At 66.0% G+C, this 15,734-nt stretch carries 17 protein-coding genes; 9 read left to right on the top strand and 8 right to left on the bottom strand.

The annotated features are described in order from the left end of the window. Positions 1–16: 16 nt before the first annotated feature. The 3 genes from P2Q66_RS06235 to P2Q66_RS06225 all read left to right on the top strand — a co-directional run bounded on the left by P2Q66_RS06235 (position 17) and on the right by P2Q66_RS06225 (position 4,163). On the top strand, positions 17–2,554 hold the full coding sequence (locus P2Q66_RS06235) for a DUF4062 domain-containing protein (protein ID WP_275726401.1): 2,538 nt from the start codon (positions 17–19) through the stop codon (positions 2,552–2,554). A gap of 15 nt (positions 2,555–2,569) precedes the next feature. Beyond that, on the top strand, positions 2,570–3,439 hold the full coding sequence (locus tag P2Q66_RS06230; RefSeq protein ID WP_275726399.1) for a hypothetical protein: 870 nt from the start codon (positions 2,570–2,572) through the stop codon (positions 3,437–3,439). Positions 3,440–3,518: 79 nt separating this feature from the next. Next, the gene (locus tag P2Q66_RS06225) at positions 3,519–4,163 is read left to right on the top strand and encodes a DNA alkylation repair protein (RefSeq protein WP_275726435.1); all 645 of its coding nucleotides are present in this window, start codon (positions 3,519–3,521) and stop codon (positions 4,161–4,163) included. On the opposite strand, the gene P2Q66_RS06220 is transcribed toward P2Q66_RS06225, so the two are convergent. From P2Q66_RS06220 to P2Q66_RS06205, 4 genes are all read right to left on the bottom strand, one after another. After that, positions 4,129–4,437, bottom strand: a complete 309-nt coding sequence (locus P2Q66_RS06220; RefSeq protein WP_275726397.1) for a hypothetical protein — start codon at positions 4,435–4,437, stop codon at positions 4,129–4,131. The genes P2Q66_RS06225 and P2Q66_RS06220 overlap by 35 nt on opposite strands. A gap of 89 nt (positions 4,438–4,526) precedes the next feature. Continuing rightward, positions 4,527–4,820 (bottom strand): hypothetical protein, encoded by a 294-nt coding sequence (locus P2Q66_RS06215; protein ID WP_275726395.1) that lies wholly within the window; start codon positions 4,818–4,820, stop codon positions 4,527–4,529. Between the two features lie 497 nt (positions 4,821–5,317). Next, positions 5,318–6,616: an Nramp family divalent metal transporter gene (locus tag P2Q66_RS06210; RefSeq protein ID WP_275726393.1), complete on the bottom strand. Its 1,299-nt coding sequence runs from the start codon at positions 6,614–6,616 to the stop codon at positions 5,318–5,320. Between the two features lie 127 nt (positions 6,617–6,743). Beyond that, positions 6,744–7,685 (bottom strand): dihydrodipicolinate synthase family protein, encoded by a 942-nt coding sequence (locus P2Q66_RS06205; RefSeq protein ID WP_115523716.1) that lies wholly within the window; start codon positions 7,683–7,685, stop codon positions 6,744–6,746. Positions 7,686–7,861: 176 nt separating this feature from the next. Here P2Q66_RS06205 and P2Q66_RS06200 point away from each other — a divergent pair, with 176 nt between their 5' ends. After that, on the top strand, positions 7,862–8,890 hold the full coding sequence (locus P2Q66_RS06200) for a LacI family DNA-binding transcriptional regulator (RefSeq protein WP_275726390.1): 1,029 nt from the start codon (positions 7,862–7,864) through the stop codon (positions 8,888–8,890). Positions 8,891–8,917: 27 nt separating this feature from the next. Here P2Q66_RS06200 and P2Q66_RS06195 read toward each other — a convergent pair whose 3' ends face one another. The 3 genes from P2Q66_RS06195 to P2Q66_RS06185 form a co-directional block, all read right to left on the bottom strand. Continuing rightward, positions 8,918–9,097, bottom strand: a complete 180-nt coding sequence (locus P2Q66_RS06195; protein ID WP_079595192.1) for a hypothetical protein — start codon at positions 9,095–9,097, stop codon at positions 8,918–8,920. A gap of 74 nt (positions 9,098–9,171) precedes the next feature. Continuing rightward, positions 9,172–9,591 carry a YkvA family protein gene (locus tag P2Q66_RS06190; RefSeq protein WP_079595193.1) on the bottom strand — a complete coding sequence of 140 codons (420 nt, stop codon included), beginning with the start codon at positions 9,589–9,591 and terminating at the stop codon, positions 9,172–9,174. Positions 9,592–9,673: 82 nt separating this feature from the next. Beyond that, complete coding sequence (locus P2Q66_RS06185; protein ID WP_275726434.1) at positions 9,674–10,510, bottom strand: response regulator transcription factor; 837 nt, start codon at positions 10,508–10,510, stop codon at positions 9,674–9,676. Positions 10,511–11,141: 631 nt separating this feature from the next. Here P2Q66_RS06185 and P2Q66_RS06180 point away from each other — a divergent pair. After that, the gene (locus tag P2Q66_RS06180; protein ID WP_275726388.1) at positions 11,142–12,344 is read left to right on the top strand and encodes a GDSL-type esterase/lipase family protein; all 1,203 of its coding nucleotides are present in this window, start codon (positions 11,142–11,144) and stop codon (positions 12,342–12,344) included. Positions 12,345–12,542: 198 nt separating this feature from the next. Further along, complete coding sequence (locus tag P2Q66_RS06175; protein ID WP_115523711.1) at positions 12,543–13,016, top strand: ATP-binding protein; 474 nt, start codon at positions 12,543–12,545, stop codon at positions 13,014–13,016. Positions 13,017–13,091: 75 nt separating this feature from the next. Here P2Q66_RS06175 and P2Q66_RS06170 read toward each other — a convergent pair whose 3' ends face one another. Next, positions 13,092–13,703 (bottom strand): NADPH-dependent FMN reductase, encoded by a 612-nt coding sequence (locus P2Q66_RS06170; RefSeq protein WP_079595196.1) that lies wholly within the window; start codon positions 13,701–13,703, stop codon positions 13,092–13,094. 239 nt (positions 13,704–13,942) lie between these two features. On the opposite strand from P2Q66_RS06170, the gene P2Q66_RS06165 reads away from it, so the two are divergent. From P2Q66_RS06165 to P2Q66_RS06155, 3 genes are all read left to right on the top strand, one after another. Then, positions 13,943–14,098: a hypothetical protein gene (locus tag P2Q66_RS06165; RefSeq protein ID WP_176156718.1), complete on the top strand. Its 156-nt coding sequence runs from the start codon at positions 13,943–13,945 to the stop codon at positions 14,096–14,098. A gap of 250 nt (positions 14,099–14,348) precedes the next feature. Further along, complete coding sequence (locus P2Q66_RS06160) at positions 14,349–15,047, top strand: SRPBCC family protein (RefSeq protein WP_275726432.1); 699 nt, start codon at positions 14,349–14,351, stop codon at positions 15,045–15,047. A gap of 149 nt (positions 15,048–15,196) precedes the next feature. Beyond that, a partial coding sequence (locus P2Q66_RS06155) for an SRPBCC family protein (protein ID WP_275726385.1) occupies positions 15,197–15,734 on the top strand: 538 nt, incomplete at its 3' end.

Below are 15,734 nucleotides of genomic sequence, written 5' to 3'. Positions count from 1 at the left end.
GGTCCAAACTGCGTAGATGGACGCACCTGCGGTGTCGATCCGCACACCCGACCAGCGCATCAGGGTTTTCGTCAGTTCCACCCTGCGGGAGCTCGAGCCGGAGCGCCGCGCCGTGCGCGAGGCCGTCGAATCGCTGCACCTGGCGCCGGTCATGTTTGAGCTCGGCGCCCGCCCCCACCCGCCGCGCTCCCTGTACCGCTCCTACCTCGCGCAAAGCGACGTGTTCGTCGGCATCTACGGCGGGAGCTACGGGTGGGTGGCACCCGGGGAGGAGGTGTCCGGGCTCGAGGACGAGTACGCCTTGTCCGCCGGCATGCCCAAGCTGATCTACGTCAAGGACGGCGTTACGCGCGAGCCTCGCCTGGACGGGCTGCTGGACCGCATCCGGAACGACGACGACGCCTCCTACAAGAGGTACGGCGACCCGCAGGAACTCGGCGACCTGGTCCGCGCCGACCTCGCCGTCCTCCTCGCCGAGCGGTTCGACGCCAGTCGCCCGGCCGCGGAGGAACCGCCGGCACAGCATTACGACGGCGGGCGAGTGCCTGCGCCGTACAGCGCCATCGTGGGGCGCGCCGGCGCCATCGCCACCGTCCGTGAACTGCTGGACCGCCCCGACGTAAGGCTCGTAACGCTGGTAGGCCCCGGCGGAATCGGCAAATCACGGCTCGCCATCGAAGTGGCCGCGGAAATCGCCAAGGAGGGGGCCGACGTCGTCTTTGTCATGCTCGAATCCGTCCGTTCGGCGGAGTTCGTTCCGGCGGCCATCGCGCACGAGCTCGGCGTCCGCGACGCCGGCGACGGGCCGCTGGAGGACAAACTGGTCACGGCGCTGGAGGGCCGCCGGCTCCTGCTGGTGCTCGACAACATGGAGCACGTGCTGGACGCCACCGCCGTCGTTATGAAGTTGATTTCGGCGCTGCCGGAACTCACGCTCCTGGTTACCAGCCGCTCTCCCCTGCGCGTGCGCCCGGAGCGCACCTACGAGGTGGCGCCGCTCGAGGTGCCCGCGGAGGACGCCCGGCCCGCACCTGAAACTGCCGCGGGCATCCCGTCCGTGGCGCTGTTCGTTGAGCGTGCCCGCGCGGTGCGGCCCGACTTCGGTCTGACCGCGGCCAACTGCGCGGCGGTGCTGGGGATCTGCCGTGCCCTCGACGGCGTTCCGCTCGCCCTCGAACTGGCAGCAGCGCGCATCCGGACGCTCACCCCGGAATCCATCCTGCAGCGGCTCGGCACCGGACTCGGCCTGCTGTCCGGCGGCGCCCGGGACCTGCCGGAGCGCCAGCGGACCCTGACCGGAACCATCCTGTGGAGCGTGGACCTCCTGCCGGCATCCGCCCGCGCCGCCCTGGCCCGGCTCGCCGTCTTCACGGGCCCGTTCACCCTGGCCGCGGCGGAGGCCCTGGTGGGCGAGGGAGCCCTCGATGCCCTCGACGCCCTGGTGGAGTCCAGCCTGGTGAGCCAGCGCGATGTCGGCGGCGAGAGCGTCTTCACCCTCCTGGCCACCGTCCGCTCGTTCGCCGCCTCCCTCAGCACGAAGGACGAGTGGGACGCCGCCCGCGACGGCCACGCGCAGTACTTCTTCGGCCTCGCCCACACGGCCGCGCACGGCCTGCGCACCGGCGACCAGGGCCGCTGGCTCGTCGGCCTCACACTCCAGCGGGCCGACCTCGCCTCGGCCGTCGGGTGGCTCACCGCCCAAGGGCAGTGGGACCGCGCCGCCGAACTCGCCTGGTCGCTCTACCTTTACCTTTGGCTCGGCGGGCTGCTGGGGCAGGTCCGGCTCTGGATGACGCGGCTGCTGGAGGAAGCGTCGGCGCGCGGTGAGACCCTCTCCAGCCGCGCCGAGGCCATCGCCCTGTACTTCACGCGGGCCGTCGCCTTCTGGCAGCAGCAGGACGTGGACCTCGTGGGCGGCCTCACCCGCAGCGCGCAGCTCTTCGCCCGGTCCGGCGATGCCTCAGGGGAAGCGCTTGCGCTGGTATCCGCCGCGCTGGCGCGGCTCGCTGCCCCAGTCCCGGACGTCCAAGGGGCCATCGGCGACCTGGAACGCAGCCTCAACCGCTTCCGCGCGGGCGGCGACCGCTGGGGCGAGGCGATGTCCCTCGTCACCATGGGACGCGTGCTGCTCGTCGCTGGCGAAGGTGAGGCAGCGGCGTCACTTTTGAGGAAAGCCTCGCGCTGGCGGGCGAGGAAGGCGAACCCCTCGGCATCGCCATCGCCCTGCACCACCGGGGCTGGGCACGCATGCTGCAGGACGACGTCGACGGCGCCGCGCAGGATTTCGCGCGCGGCCTGGAGATCTCGGCGGGCCTCAGCCACGACGAAGGCATCGCGTACGGCCTCGAAGGACTGGTGGCCGTCGCGGCGAGGCAGGGCGACGTGGCCCGCGCGGGCGAGCTGGCCGGCGCCGCGGAGGCGCTGCGCCAGCGGACGGGCCTGTTCAATGCCGCCGTCGCCTCCTTCCACGGACCGGTGGTTGAGGCCCTGCGTTCGGGCGGGCTGGGCGGAACGTTCGACGACGGCGCCTCCCGCGGCCGTTCCCTGCCGCTGACGGAGGTGCTCGCCAATGCCTACGCGTGAGTCGGTCGCCGGGACCGACCGTGTGCTGCGCCCGGTACGGTGGTTGGCGGCCTTCATCCTGCCGTTCCTCCTGATCGCCGCCACCATCCTCGTCTTCCTTCCGGGCCGCATCGCGGAACTGTTCGCCTGGCCCATCAGGCCGCCCCTCACCGGAATGATCCTGGGCTCGGCGTATATCGGCGGGATCATCTTCTTCGCCGCCGTCCTCCGGACGGGCCAGTGGCACCGCGTGCGGCGGGGATTCCTGCCCGTCCTCGTCTTCGCGGGACTGCTGGGCATCGCCACCGCGCTGCATGAAGGGCTGTTTACGCGGAACCTCTCGTTTTTCGCCTGGGCGGTGCTCTACGCGTCCACGCCGTTCCTCGTGGCCGCGGCGGCCCTCGCCCAGCGCCGCGCGGATCCCCGGCTGCCCGGGCCGCACGATGTGCTGATCCCGGACCACGTTGCCCGGGCGCTGGTGGGGGTGGGCGGCGTGGCCACCCTGACGGGCCTGGTGATGTTCCTGTTCCCGGCGCTGTTCATTCAGAGCTGGGGCTGGGACCTCACTCCGCTGACCGCCCGGACGCTGGGCGCGGTTCTCAGCCTCACCGGGTTCGTGAACGCGCCCATGGTGGTGGACCGCCGGTGGAGCAGCTACCGCGTCCTCTTTGCCGCCCAGCTGGTCAGCCTCGTATTCATCCTGGCCTCGGTCGCCGTCGGCAGTTCCGACGTGCACTGGGAGCGGCCTGCCGCGTGGGCGTTCGTGACCCTCGTGCTGCTCGCCCTCGTGTCCTACGGAGCGCTCACACTGTGGGCGGAGCTGCGGCTGAGGCGTGCGGGGGCTTCCGCCGGCACCACTGCCGAACGTTTCGGGTAGGGCTTAGGCTGGCTCCAGACGCAATGGACAGGAGACCGAAGTGGCCGAGACGCTGACCGACCCGCAGGTGGCTGAGCTGATGGCCGAGCTCGCCGCGCTCGAGGACCCCAGGGCACGCGAGGTGAACGAAAAGCACGGTGACGACCACGGCGTGAACCTGGCCAAGCTGCGCGCCATCGCGAAGCGGCTCAAGATCCAGCATGACCTGGCCCGCCAGCTCTGGTCGACCGGCGACACGGCGGCCAGGCTGCTGGCACTGCTGGTATGCCGGCCGAAGGCGTTCGAACGGGACGAGCTGGACGCCATGCTGCGCGAAGCTCGGTCCCCCAAGGTGCAGGACTGGCTGGTGAACTACGTGGTGAAGAAGGGCCCGCACGCCGAGGAACTGCGGCAGGCCTGGTTCACCGATCCGGACCCGATAGTGGCCAGTGCCGGCTGGGCCCTCACCAGCGAACGCGTGGTGAAGAAGCCCGAGGGCCTCGACCTTGATGGCCTGCTGGACATCATCGAGGCGGAGATGCAGGGCGCTCCCGATCGATTGCAGTGGGCCATGAACACGTGCCTGGCGCAGATCGGGATTGAGCACGCCGCGCACCGCGCCCGTGCCCTGGAGATCGGCGAGCGCCTGGAGGTCCTCAAGGAGTACCCGACCCCTCCGGGCTGCACGTCCCCGTTCGCGCCCAGCTGGATCAACGAGATGGTGCGACGTAAGCAGGATCAGTAGGTCCGGGAGCCTGGATCTCCAGCAGCATCATGGCCAGTGCGATGGGTATGAGGGCCAGCCCGACGACGTTTTGAAGGATGCTGTCGGGCATCTGGATGGCCAGCCCTCCAACCACGACGGCGGGAAGCGCCATCGAGATGATCGTGTGGAGGGACCTGCGCTGTAAGGCAGCCCACACGGATGCCCCGGCAAATGCGATCGCTCCGAGCAGGACCATGCGGTGCCCTTCAACATATGTTGGCGGACGCACCAGGAAACTGAAGCTGTCAGCCAAGCCGCACGCCATGGCCGACGCTGCGACCAGCACAAACAGCGCCCACAGCCCTTCCTTCCACCGGATGAGTCTCCACGCCGCCCGGGGTTTCAGGAAGATCGCCTCCGCACGCCACGCGACAGGACATCCGCGCGCGCTGCTTCCACAAATATTTCGACATCTTCCCGGCAGCTTTCGCCCAGCACATTCAAGCTTTTCCGGCTCTCTACCTTTTTCAATGCGGTGATGCGTGTGAGCGCTTCACGAGCCAGCTCGGCTATGCGTTTGTCGCTAGTAAGTAGCCCCACCCCGTAGTACGCAGACCAGGCGGAACCACGGGCGCGGTGAACGTCATCGTCCACTGTCTTTTCATCCACGTCGTGGCCCTCGAACCACTCGTCCATAACCGCACGTCTGTACTCCATGGCAGCCGGCTGCAAAGTTCCGGTACGCCTCTATGCGCGTCTCGTGAAGTCGGGTGTCCCATGCATTCTTGCGGTTGAAGGCATAAGTCAGAACCGCGCCGAGCAAAGCACCAAGGAGACCGATAATGGCAGCGTCCATCGACACAAGATAGCAACCACGCGCATGGTCTGAAAGGATCGACCCCCCGCTAATGCAGGAAACCCATTGATCGCGTCCACCAGGGAAAGTGGGCGGCAGTTCCTGCACCCCCTTCGTCCGTTTGGGCGGAAGCCCCCACGCGAGTCGGGCTCCAGCGCGGGGGCTTCCTTTGCTTCCGTGTTGGGGGAAATAACGTGGAAACAGGTAGAAATTTACCCGCCAGTAATCTCGGTTCCAGACCGTTTCGGTCCGCTTGCGCAAATCTTGATTAAACCTTGAGTAGTGCCCCGCCTTCATAAGGCTGGGCACTACTCAAGGGTCTGGATGTTTTGGCCTTCTAGCCGATCAGGGTGGTGATGAGCCTGATCGAGGAAGCGACGATGGCGATGAGGCCGATGGCTCCAAAGAGGTTGTGCCACCACTTGTTGCGGAGATCGCCCATGACGGAGCGCCTGTTGGCCATGATGACGATCAGCAGGCCCAGCATGGGGGCGATGAGTACGGTCAGGGATTGGGCGATGACGATCAGGGCCACCGGTGAGGACTGGAAGGACAGGGTGATGATCAGGCCGAAGGCGAGGATCATGGCGGTGACGATGCGGGCGGCAGGCGATCCTGCCTTGGCGCCGCGTCCCATGGCGTCGGAGAGCATGGTGCCGCCGGCGGTGGCGTTGGCGATCATTGACGAGAACGCTGCTCCGGAGAGGCCGAGGGCGAAGAGCATTGCACCGACGGGGCCTGCCAGGGGCGTGAAGATGGAGGCGAGGGCGTTGATGGTTCCGGCTTCGGCTCCGGTTTTGCCGAGGACTGCCGCGGCGACCATGATGACCAGGGCCGTCATGATGCCGGGGGCGACGATGCCGGGGATGGTGTCGACGAGCGTGATGTCGCGGTAGTCGGCACGGGTGCGGCGGTGTTCCTTGATGCCGTAGGAGGTGTAGAAGGCGGCGTTGATGGAGAAGTTGGTGCCCACGAGCGCGACGATGAGGATCTCACTTCCCGCCGGTAGTTGCGGAACCATGCCTTCAAGGGAGCGGTACCAGTCGGGCTGTGCCACCACGGTGCTGGCGATGAAGGCGATGCCCATGAGGACGACGATGACCAGAAGGGCTTTTTCGACGATCCCGTAGACATTCTTGAAGGCCAGGACGATACCAACGGCGGCGGTGCAGACAACGGTCCACAGGACCGGGGAGCCGCCGAAGATCAGGGACAGGCCAAGGCCGGATCCAACGGCGTTGCCGACGGAGAACATCAGCGTGATGCCGAAGACGCCGAATCCTGCCAGGACGCCCACCCAGTTGCCGAGGTGGTCCTTGATGGAGGAGATCAGGGAGGTGGGTGTGGCGATGCCGAGCCTGACGCTCATGTCCGTGAAGAAGATCATCAGGATGGTGGAGACCGCAATGACCCAGACGAGGCTGTAGTCGAAGCGGCTGCCGGCCTGGACTGCGGTGGTCAGGTTGCCGGGTCCGAACTGCCAGGCTCCGACGACGAAGGCCGGGCCCATGAGGGCAAGGTAGCCCAGGAACGTCCGGCGCTTTCCGGTTCCTGCCGGTGCGGGGTGTACGTGCGGTGCAGCCATCTTCTGTTCCGTCGATCCGGGATGGGTGATGGTCCTATTGTGCTCGCGCATCTGCGAGTCCTCCTTATACAGCGACATTGCTGGGGGCGTGCGTTGGCCCGGGATGGAGAGTAAAAGCTGGGGCACGGGCGGCGGGCCAAAGGGGCCCGCCACCCGTGAGGACCCGTGATGGGTGGGGTCAGACGGCAGCGGTGGTGGTGACCTTGCCGATGTTTGCGGCGGCGAAGGCTTCCGCGATTTCGGTTTCGGCGCCTTCGGGCAGGGGCAGGAGCGGGGTGCGGACCGTGGCGTGGTCCAGAATGCCGCGGTTCACGAGGCCCCACTTCAAGGCGACGGTGCCCTCCATATGGGAACCGCGGTGGTAAACGTTCTTGGTCACGGGCAGCAGCCGCTCATGAATTGCGTGTGCACGCGGGTAGTCCTGCGCCTTGCCGGCCTCGATCAGTTCGACGAGCAGTTCGGGGGCGATGTTGCCGTAGCCGACGAGCAGGCCGTCAACATCGAACATTGTCGGCAGCAGGTACTCGTCATGGCAGGACAGCACCTGCAGCTCGGGATACGCGGCGCGCAGCGCGGGGATCTCGGTGTACCACCGGCGCATGTTCCGGACACCGTTCTTCGTGGCAAAGACACCCTCCTGGCCGGCGATCTCCAGCTGGGTCTCGAGGTCGTAGGTCGCCTTGGTGTTGTCGGGGTACTGGAAGAGAATCAGCGGCAGACCGGACTCTTCATAGATCTCCTGGTAGCGCGACTGCGGGGCGCCCTTCTGGTAGCCGAAGCGCAGCCACCCGTGCGAGGGGTAGACGAGACCAGCGGACGCGCCGGCCTCGACGGCCTTCTTGGCCTCGAGGGCCGCGGTCTTGTTGCCTTCCTTCGTGATGCCCGCCACGACCGGTACACGGCCGTCGGTCGAGGCCACGAACGCACGGATAACGTCCAGCTGCTCCTCTTCAGTAAGGAACGTGCCTTCGCCGGCGTGCCCCAGGACGACGAGGCTCTTCACACCCTCAATCGATCCGAGCCACGAACCCAGACGCTGGATCGCAGCGAAGTCGACAGCGCCATCTTCGGTGAACGGGGTGACAGGTGCGGGGCTGAGTCCGCGGAGATCGAGTGTCATTGCAGCTACCTTCTTCTCTTCTTTGATGGTCGGCAGTCCCGCGATGTTTCTTCTCGGATGAGAACGTTTGCGGGAACGTTTTCATTGTGCGCCGTGTCACAGGCCACTGTCAAGAGAACGTTTGCAGATTTCAGGAATAGAGTGTCTGTACACCGCCAAGGAAGAGGAGAACCGCCATGGAACGGGCCACGCCGGGCACCATCGTCACGCTGAAGGACGTTGCCGCAGCCAGCGGCGTGAGCATTTCCACCGCCAGCCGCGCCCTGGATGAGCGGACCGCTTCCCGTTCCGCTGCCGCCGCGCACGTCCGGAAAGTTGCCGAAGAGCTGGGCTACCGCAGGAACTCCTTTGCCTCCAGCCTGCGCCGCGGCGAGACGCGGACCCTGGGCGTCCTGGTCCCCCGCCTCAGCGACACGGTCATGGCGCTCATGTTCGAAGAACTCGAGCGTGCCGCGGCCGCCCGCGGATACTTCGCGATGGTGGCCACCAGCGGCGACGATCCCAACGATGAACGCCGCGCTGCCGAGACACTGCTCGACCGGAACGTTGACGGGCTGATCCTTGCCACGGCACGGCTCGACGACGAGCTTCCGCGGCTGCTGCGCGAGCGCAACGTGGCGCACGCGCTGGTCCTCCGCACGGACGGCGCAAGTCCTTCAGCCCTGGGGGATGACGAGGTTGGCGGCTACCTTGCCGTCCGCCACCTGATCGACCTCGGGCACCGGGACATCGCCGTCGTTACCGGCCCGTCGTTCACTTCAACCGGCATTGCACGCCTGGCCGGAGCGCGCAGGGCTTTGAACGAGGCAGGCATTGTTCCCCGGGAGGACTGGGTCATTGCGGGCGGCTACGGCATTGAGAACGGGTTCGAAGCAGGCGAAGCCCTGTTGGACGCGGCCGCCCGCCCCACCGCCGTGTTCGCCGCAAACGACAACATCGCCATGGGAATCATGTCAGCGGCCCACCGGCATCATTTGAGGATCGGCGCCGATGTGGCACTGGTGGGCTACAACGACACGCCCCTGGCGTCACGGCTCCCCACTCCCCTGACCTCGGTCCACGTCCACCTGGACCAGATCGCCAGGACCGCCATCGACCTCATCATGGAGCCCGGCTCGGAACCGCGGGTTCGGAAGTCCATTCCCACGCTGATTCCGCGCGAATCCAGCGGGCCGCGCGTCGAAGGGAAATCCGGCAGGTCCTAGCCCAGCCGCCGGGCCGGCAGCCGCCGGCTAAGGCTCCTCGGTGGCGTCCGGATCCTCTTCGGGCTCGAAGGTGTTCGGCTCGGCATCGGCTGAGATGCCAATGCCATCGCCACCCTTGGGGATCCCGCCGTCGTTCTTGCCTTCGGTACCTGCTGCACCCTCGCGGGGCTCGTCCTCAGGCAGGGAATCGGGTGAGTTGATGGTCATCGCTCCTCCTTCATTGGCCGGGCCTCCACGCTAACAGCCCTCGGCTGGAAAGGCGCCGAAGGTTTTGTATTTATTTACCGCGGTCCCGCAACCGGACCGGCCGCTTTCAGGATGACGTCCAGTCCCGCAGGGCTTCCGGGCCAGTGCCTGCGGATGGCGTCGGCACCTGCGCGCTTGATGACCGAGCGCAGCACCAGCGCCACGATGACGGCGTCGTCCGCGTAGCCAATCACCGGGATGAAGTCCGGAACCAGGTCGATGGGTGAGAGCAGGTAAGCCAGCAGCAGCACCAGCCGGACGCGGATTCCGACGGCGACAGTGCGGTCCGCGGCCAGCCTGCGGATGAGCCGCAACAGGTCCGGGAGCAGCCGCAGCGCGTCCTTCATGGTGACGGTTTCCGGGTGGCGGCGTGCGTAGAGCCACAGGAGGAACAGGAGCACGGCGTATGCCAGCAGCACCCCTGCCACGATTCCGGCGACGGTTTCCCAGGACATCCTTCACCCCTCCGCGGGACCGGACGGATTCCGGCTCCTGTACGAGGGTACGCCGGAACGGACGGGTGGAAATTCGTCCTGTCTACGGCGTCATGCGGTAGCCCACCCCGCGGACGGTTTCCACCCAGCGGGGACGGCCGGAATTGTCGCCCAGCCTCTTGCGGAGGTTGCCGATGTGCACCTCCACGGCACGCTCCTCACCGGCGCTGACGAAGGACCCGGTGGCATAAGGCTCATTGCGCAGGCGCCGGACCAGGTCAACCTTGCTCTGCACCGTCCGGCCGCCCTCCATCAGGAACAGCAGGAGATCGAACTGGGTGCGGGTCAGGTCCACCGGCACTCCGTCGATGGCGGCCTGGCGGGAACCTTCATGAAGGGTTAACCCCCGGTGGGCAAAGTCGCAGCGGTCCGGAGGCGTTGCAACGTCCGGCCCGTCGTCCGGCTGCTGAACGGCAGCGGCCGCCTGGGGATGTTCGGACAGCTGCCGGGGCTGGCGACGGCCGGGGCGGCGCCTGCCCTGCGGGCGCTCGGCGGGAGCGGCCTGCAGGGTGCGGGGCCGGCGCAGCATCGCGGCAATCCGGGCACGCAATTCCCGGGGCCGGAACGGCTTGGTGAGGTAGTCGTCAGCACCCGCCTCGAATCCCATCAGCGCGTCGGCCTCGTCCACCCGGCCGGTGACAATGATGAGGTAGGCGTCGCTGAACGTCCTGATCCGCCGCGACGCTTCGATCCCGTCAAAGTCCGGCAGCCCCACGTCCATGGTGACGATGTCCGGATTGTGGGTACGGACCGCTTCGACGCCAGCCCAGCCGGAGGACGTCGAGTGCACGGCAAACCCGGACTGCTGCAGCACCTCCGTCAGGGCGGACCTGATGTCGTCGTCGTCCTCGACCACCACGGCAACACCGCGCTCCACCATGCATGCCCCGCATCCCGTATTGACGTACTCATAGTGCATTCGGTGACGCAAGCCCGACGGATGGCTTTTTTGTAAGGTCTGCGGAATGCGCTCCTGAGCCTATCCAATGAAATAGGGCAAATTGGCTTTCCTTGGCACAGGTTGAGTGATTCTTGAGGTTCGCAAATATGGCATTTCTTTTACGATTTTTCGCTCGCCTTCTCGAGGCCGCCATCGGCTTCGGCCGGTGACGTAGTCGCAGGTCACACGCGTGTTGTGCACCGTCAGCTGCTTTTCATTCCGCTGCGAGGAGCGCCATCAGAAGCGCCGTACAAAATGCGGCGCAGCGCACACTCATTCCAATATTGCTCGACCACATTCCCGATTCCGATACGCCCGCGAATATGCCGGACAAAAATTGACGGGCAAAAAGCCGCCACGCGGGTCAGGATTACAACCGCAGACTCCCGCGCGACCAGCCGCACTGGTGATCGCGTGACAGGACCAACCAAAACCAAACATCAAGCGCACAAAATCTCTTGACTCCGAACAGCAGGCGCTGTTACAAATGCTGTAACGCATCGCGATGAATCGTTACAAAAACGGCTCCCCAGCCCCACGGGCAGCCCCCACCCCATCAAAGGAGATGACCTTGATCATCAGCGCCGCCATGCCCACACAGCCGGGCAAAACCTCGAAGCGGACCACCGCCGTCGGACTGGCCGCAGCCGTGCTGCTCAGCGGCGCCGGGCTGACCCTGGCAGCCCCGGAAGCCAGTGCCGAGCCCAGCAACTACCGCTTCGACTTCGGCAACGGCCCGGTGGAAGACGGCTACACCGGCGTCAGCGCAACGCACGCCTACAGCCCCGAAACCCGCTACGGCTTCAACACTCCGGAGCACATGGTGGACGTGCCTGCCAAGGGCACCGGAGCGGGAAGCGACGCCGTCCGTTTCCTCCAGTTCGGCACCAAGAGCGCCAACACGTTCAACGTGGACCTCAAGGAGGGCCTGTACAAGGTGACCGTCACCCTGGGTGACACCTCCAGGGCCAGCATCGCCGCCGAAGGCGTGTTCCAGGAGATGAACCTGACCGGCAACGGTGCCACTGCCTCCTTCGAACTCCCGGTCCTGGACGGCCAGCTCAACCTCCTGGTTAGCGAGGGCAAGGTGGGAACTGCCTTCACCCTCAGCGCGCTGGAGATTGAGAAGGTGTCCCGCCACCCGGAGATGGACCCGACCATCTGGGTGGGCGGCGACTCCACCGTGGCCAGCTACTACCCTCTGGAATCCAGCGTGCAGGGCGGCTGGGGCCAGATGCTGCCGCAGTACGTGGATCCGGAGGAGTTCGATGTCCGGAACATGGCCACGGGCGGCCAGATCGCCCGCGGTTTCCGCAACGACGGACAGCTCGAGGCCATCCTGCAGTACATCAAGCCCGGCGATTTGTTCCTGCTGGAAATGGGCATCAATGATACCGCCGCCAAGAACGCCACCACCGAGGCGGAGTTCAAGGAGATTATGCGGGACATGGTCCGGCAGGTGGCGGCCACCGGAGCCACCCCGGTGCTGGTGACCCCGCAGGGCCGCGCCACCGACTTTGTGGACGGCGTGCACACCTCCGTCAACCGCTGGTACCGGAACTCCACCGTGGCCCTGGCTCAGGAGGAGGGCGTACACCTGGTGGACCTGAATGTCCTGGCTTCGGCCTACTTTACGGAGATCGGTCCGGAGGCAACGCTGGCCCTGTTCATGGCCGGCGATACGTTGCACCCCAACCGCGCCGGCGCCACCGAACTGGCCCGCCTGGTGGTGGAGGACCTGGCCCGGCAGGGCCTCCCGGCCGGCAGCGACTAAGCAGGCAAAAATCGACGGCGGGGTGCGGCTGGAAGCCGGCGCTCCGCCGTCGTTCCTTGCCCCTAAAGCAGCACAACCAGCAGGGCCGGATGCCGCACCCAGAATTGATGCGATCTTGATTAAAACTTTGCTGACCCCCGCAGTTGCAGGTCCATGCTGGACGCATAAGGACCAACAGCTTGTGGGGAGCAGGACGTCATGGGAAACGAATTAGCCTTTGATGAAGTAACCGCCGTAGGAGGCGTGCTCACGGATCAGCATCCGCTCGACTTCTACACCCTGGGGCTTGCCGGCTGCATCGACCGGCTCACCGTGCCCCTCCGTCAGCAAGGGACCGCGGTCCGCTGGGATACTCCGCACTGGGGCATCGAGATTCCGGCGGACTGCGCGTCCCTGCTTTACCAGTCCGCCCGCGAGGCGCTCAGCAACGCTTACAAGTACTCGGAAGCATCGCAGCTTACCGTCCAGCTTGCCGCGGTGGACCACGGCATCCGCCTTGTAGTGGCCGACGACGGCTCGGGCTTTGACAGCAGGCTCGCCACCTGTGGGCGCCACCACGGCTACGGCTTGCGGCTGATGTCCGTGGCTGTCCACGAAGCCGGCGGCAGCGTGGACATCTGCTCCTCGCCGGGGCAGGGCACCAGCGTGACCGTTACCCTGCCGCTGGACTGAGGCCACCAGCCGAAAGACCGATGCCCGCCGTCGCTGGGACGGCGGGCATCTGCATGTCCCGGGATTGCGCGGAAGCTAGCGCGTCAGCTTGGCGGAGTCGTGCTCGAGGTCGCCGATGTGGCCGGGTGCGTTGGCAGCCAGGACGCGGGCCACGAAGGCCCCGTACTCGTCCATGTAGTGGCGCAGGAACTTGGCGGTCCCCTCGTCCTTGACCTCGCCGCCCTCACCGAAGACGTCGGCGTTGTAGTGGATGTAGGCTTCCGGAGCATTCAGCTGCGGGGCATCCAGGAAGCTGAGGACGCTGCGGAACGAGGACTGCATCACCGCGGTACCGATGCTGCCCACGGAGGCACCGATGATGCCGGTGGGCTTGCGGGCGAACGAGTTGCTTCCCCAGGGCCGGGAGCCCCAATCGATCGCGTTCTTGAGTGCGCCGGGGATGGACCGGTTGTACTCCGGGGACACGAACAGGATGCCGTCGGACCCCTCGATGGCCTCCTTGAGGGCGCGGCCCTCGGGCGGGAAGTCGGCGTCGTAGTCGTAGCTGTACAAGGGGAGGTCCTTGATGGGGATTTCCGTGAACTCCAGGTCCTCCGGAGCCAGTTTGATCAACGCCTGGGAGAGAACCCGGTTGATGGAGCCGGTAGCCAGGCTCCCCACGAAGTATCCGATCTTGAACGGTGCCATGAGTGTTTCCTTCCACTGGCCGGTCACGCCGGCCGTCCATGTTCGTCTGGAAAAGGTGCCGCCGCTGTACCGAACCAGCGGCGGCGGTTGGTGCTCAGTGCATCACCAGTCCAGCACAGAAGGACGGCCCCGGCCAGAGCGGACGGAAGGTTCTTGACAGGCCCTTTCCGGAAGCGCTCAATGATCACTATCGCAGTCCCCACCATGTCCACCGTGTCCTCCGGAGGAGCAGAGCAGCCATGACCGAAAATCCACTGCAGGACCAGCGCGTCCATAACGAGGCCCCCGCCGAGGGCGATCCGGACGCCGACCCCACAGACATCCGGGTCCACACCCAGGATCCTGCCGAGGGTGCGGACGTGCCCGAGACGCCTGAAGCCAAGAAGAGCTCATAAGTCCTGCCGTCCGGCATGCCCTTTGCCCGCGGCACGGCCGCGCAGTTCGGGCTTTGCTGTCATTCAGAACCTGGCGCTGATCGGCACGCATCTGCACTGACACGCCCCTCCGCAACCCCGACGGCGGACCCGACAGCGGCACCCTGCCAGGTGCCGCCGTCGGGCTGGTTTGGGGGTTCCGGCGGGTCTATCGTGAAGCTACTGATGACCTCAGTTTTCCCATCAATTCGGTTCAGTCAAAGGAGACATGATGGGCACGAAAGTGGAGAAACGGATTGTGGTCGATGTACCGGTCAGCACCGCCTACAACCAGTGGACCCAGTTCGAGGATTTCCCGCATTTTATGGGCGGCGTGGAGAGGGTGACGCAGCTCAGCGACGACCTCATCCGGTGGGTGGCGCACATCGCCGGGGTCCGCCGGGAATGGGAAGCGAAGATCCTTGAGCAGGTCCCGGACAGCAGGGTGGCCTGGGCATCCACCGAAGGAGCAACCAACTCCGGAAAAGTCGAATTCCGGGATGCCGGCGCGAACAGGACCGAACTGGCACTCACACTGGAGTACCAGCCGGCAGGCGTGGTGGAAAAGGTTGGCGACCTGCTCCACGTGGTGGGCCGGCAGGCGGAACACGATTTGAAGAAGTTCAAGGAATTCATCGAGCACGAGGGCCATGCCACCGGAGCCTGGCGCGAATCGATTCCGGGCACTGCGGGTACCGCTGCAGGCGCCGGTCCGGTTCCGGAGACAAGCGCCGGCACAAGCGCCGGAGAGGCTGAGGCAGAGCCCCGGCCCTACAACCGGTTTGAGCACCCCTTCGACCAGACCGGCGGGTTGGTGGACCTGGAAGGAGAGTCGGACGAGACGGCCGACGGCGAGAACTACAGCTCCGGTGAACGCCGGTACCGGCGCGAGGGCAGAGGCTACATCCCGCCCTTCACGGGCTCACCCTAGCGGCACTGACCGGAACCTCACCTCGGAAGGCACCGCCGCCGTCGTCTTTCCCATGCTCTGGAAACCAGCGCCCCCAAAAGGTATGTTGGTAAGCATGCTGATGATTTTTACCGACTCATCAGTTCCCGGTGACAAGTAAAGGAGACGTTATGAGCACGAAGGTGGAAAAACGCATTCTGGTGAACGTACCGGTGAGCACGGCCTATAACCAGTGGACCCAGTTCGAGGAGTTCCCGCATTTCATGGGCGGCGTCAAGAGCGTCACCCAGCTCAGTGACGACCGGCTGGAATGGGTTGCCGAAATCGGCGGCGTCCGCCGGCAGTGGGAAGCGAAGATTCTTGAGCAGGTACCGGACCGCAAGGTTGCCTGGGCAGCTACGGAAGGCGCCACCAACGCGGGCGTTGTCGAGTTCGAGGACATCGGCGGCGGCCAGACCTCCATCCAGCTGACGCTCGAGTACGAGCCCGAAGGACTTATTGAGAAGGTGGGCGACAAGCTCAATGTGGTGGACCGGCAGGCCGAAGCAGACCTGAAGCGGTTCAAGGAGTTCATTGAGGATGAAGGCTACGCCAGCGGTGCCTGGCGCGGCACCGTCAACCCCGGCGCCACCTTTGGCACGCCCGGCGTTGAGGATGCCGCGGCATCCCGCGGGGACTCCGGCAAGGCAGGCGTCTCGGGCAAGGTGG

This window comes from Arthrobacter sp. Cr_A7, from assembly GCF_029222765.1.
In the GTDB taxonomy this organism is placed as follows: Bacteria; Actinomycetota; Actinomycetes; order Actinomycetales; family Micrococcaceae; genus Arthrobacter.
Note: the sequence above shows the minus strand (reverse complement) of the source record. Positions and strands in the feature narration are given on the sequence as shown.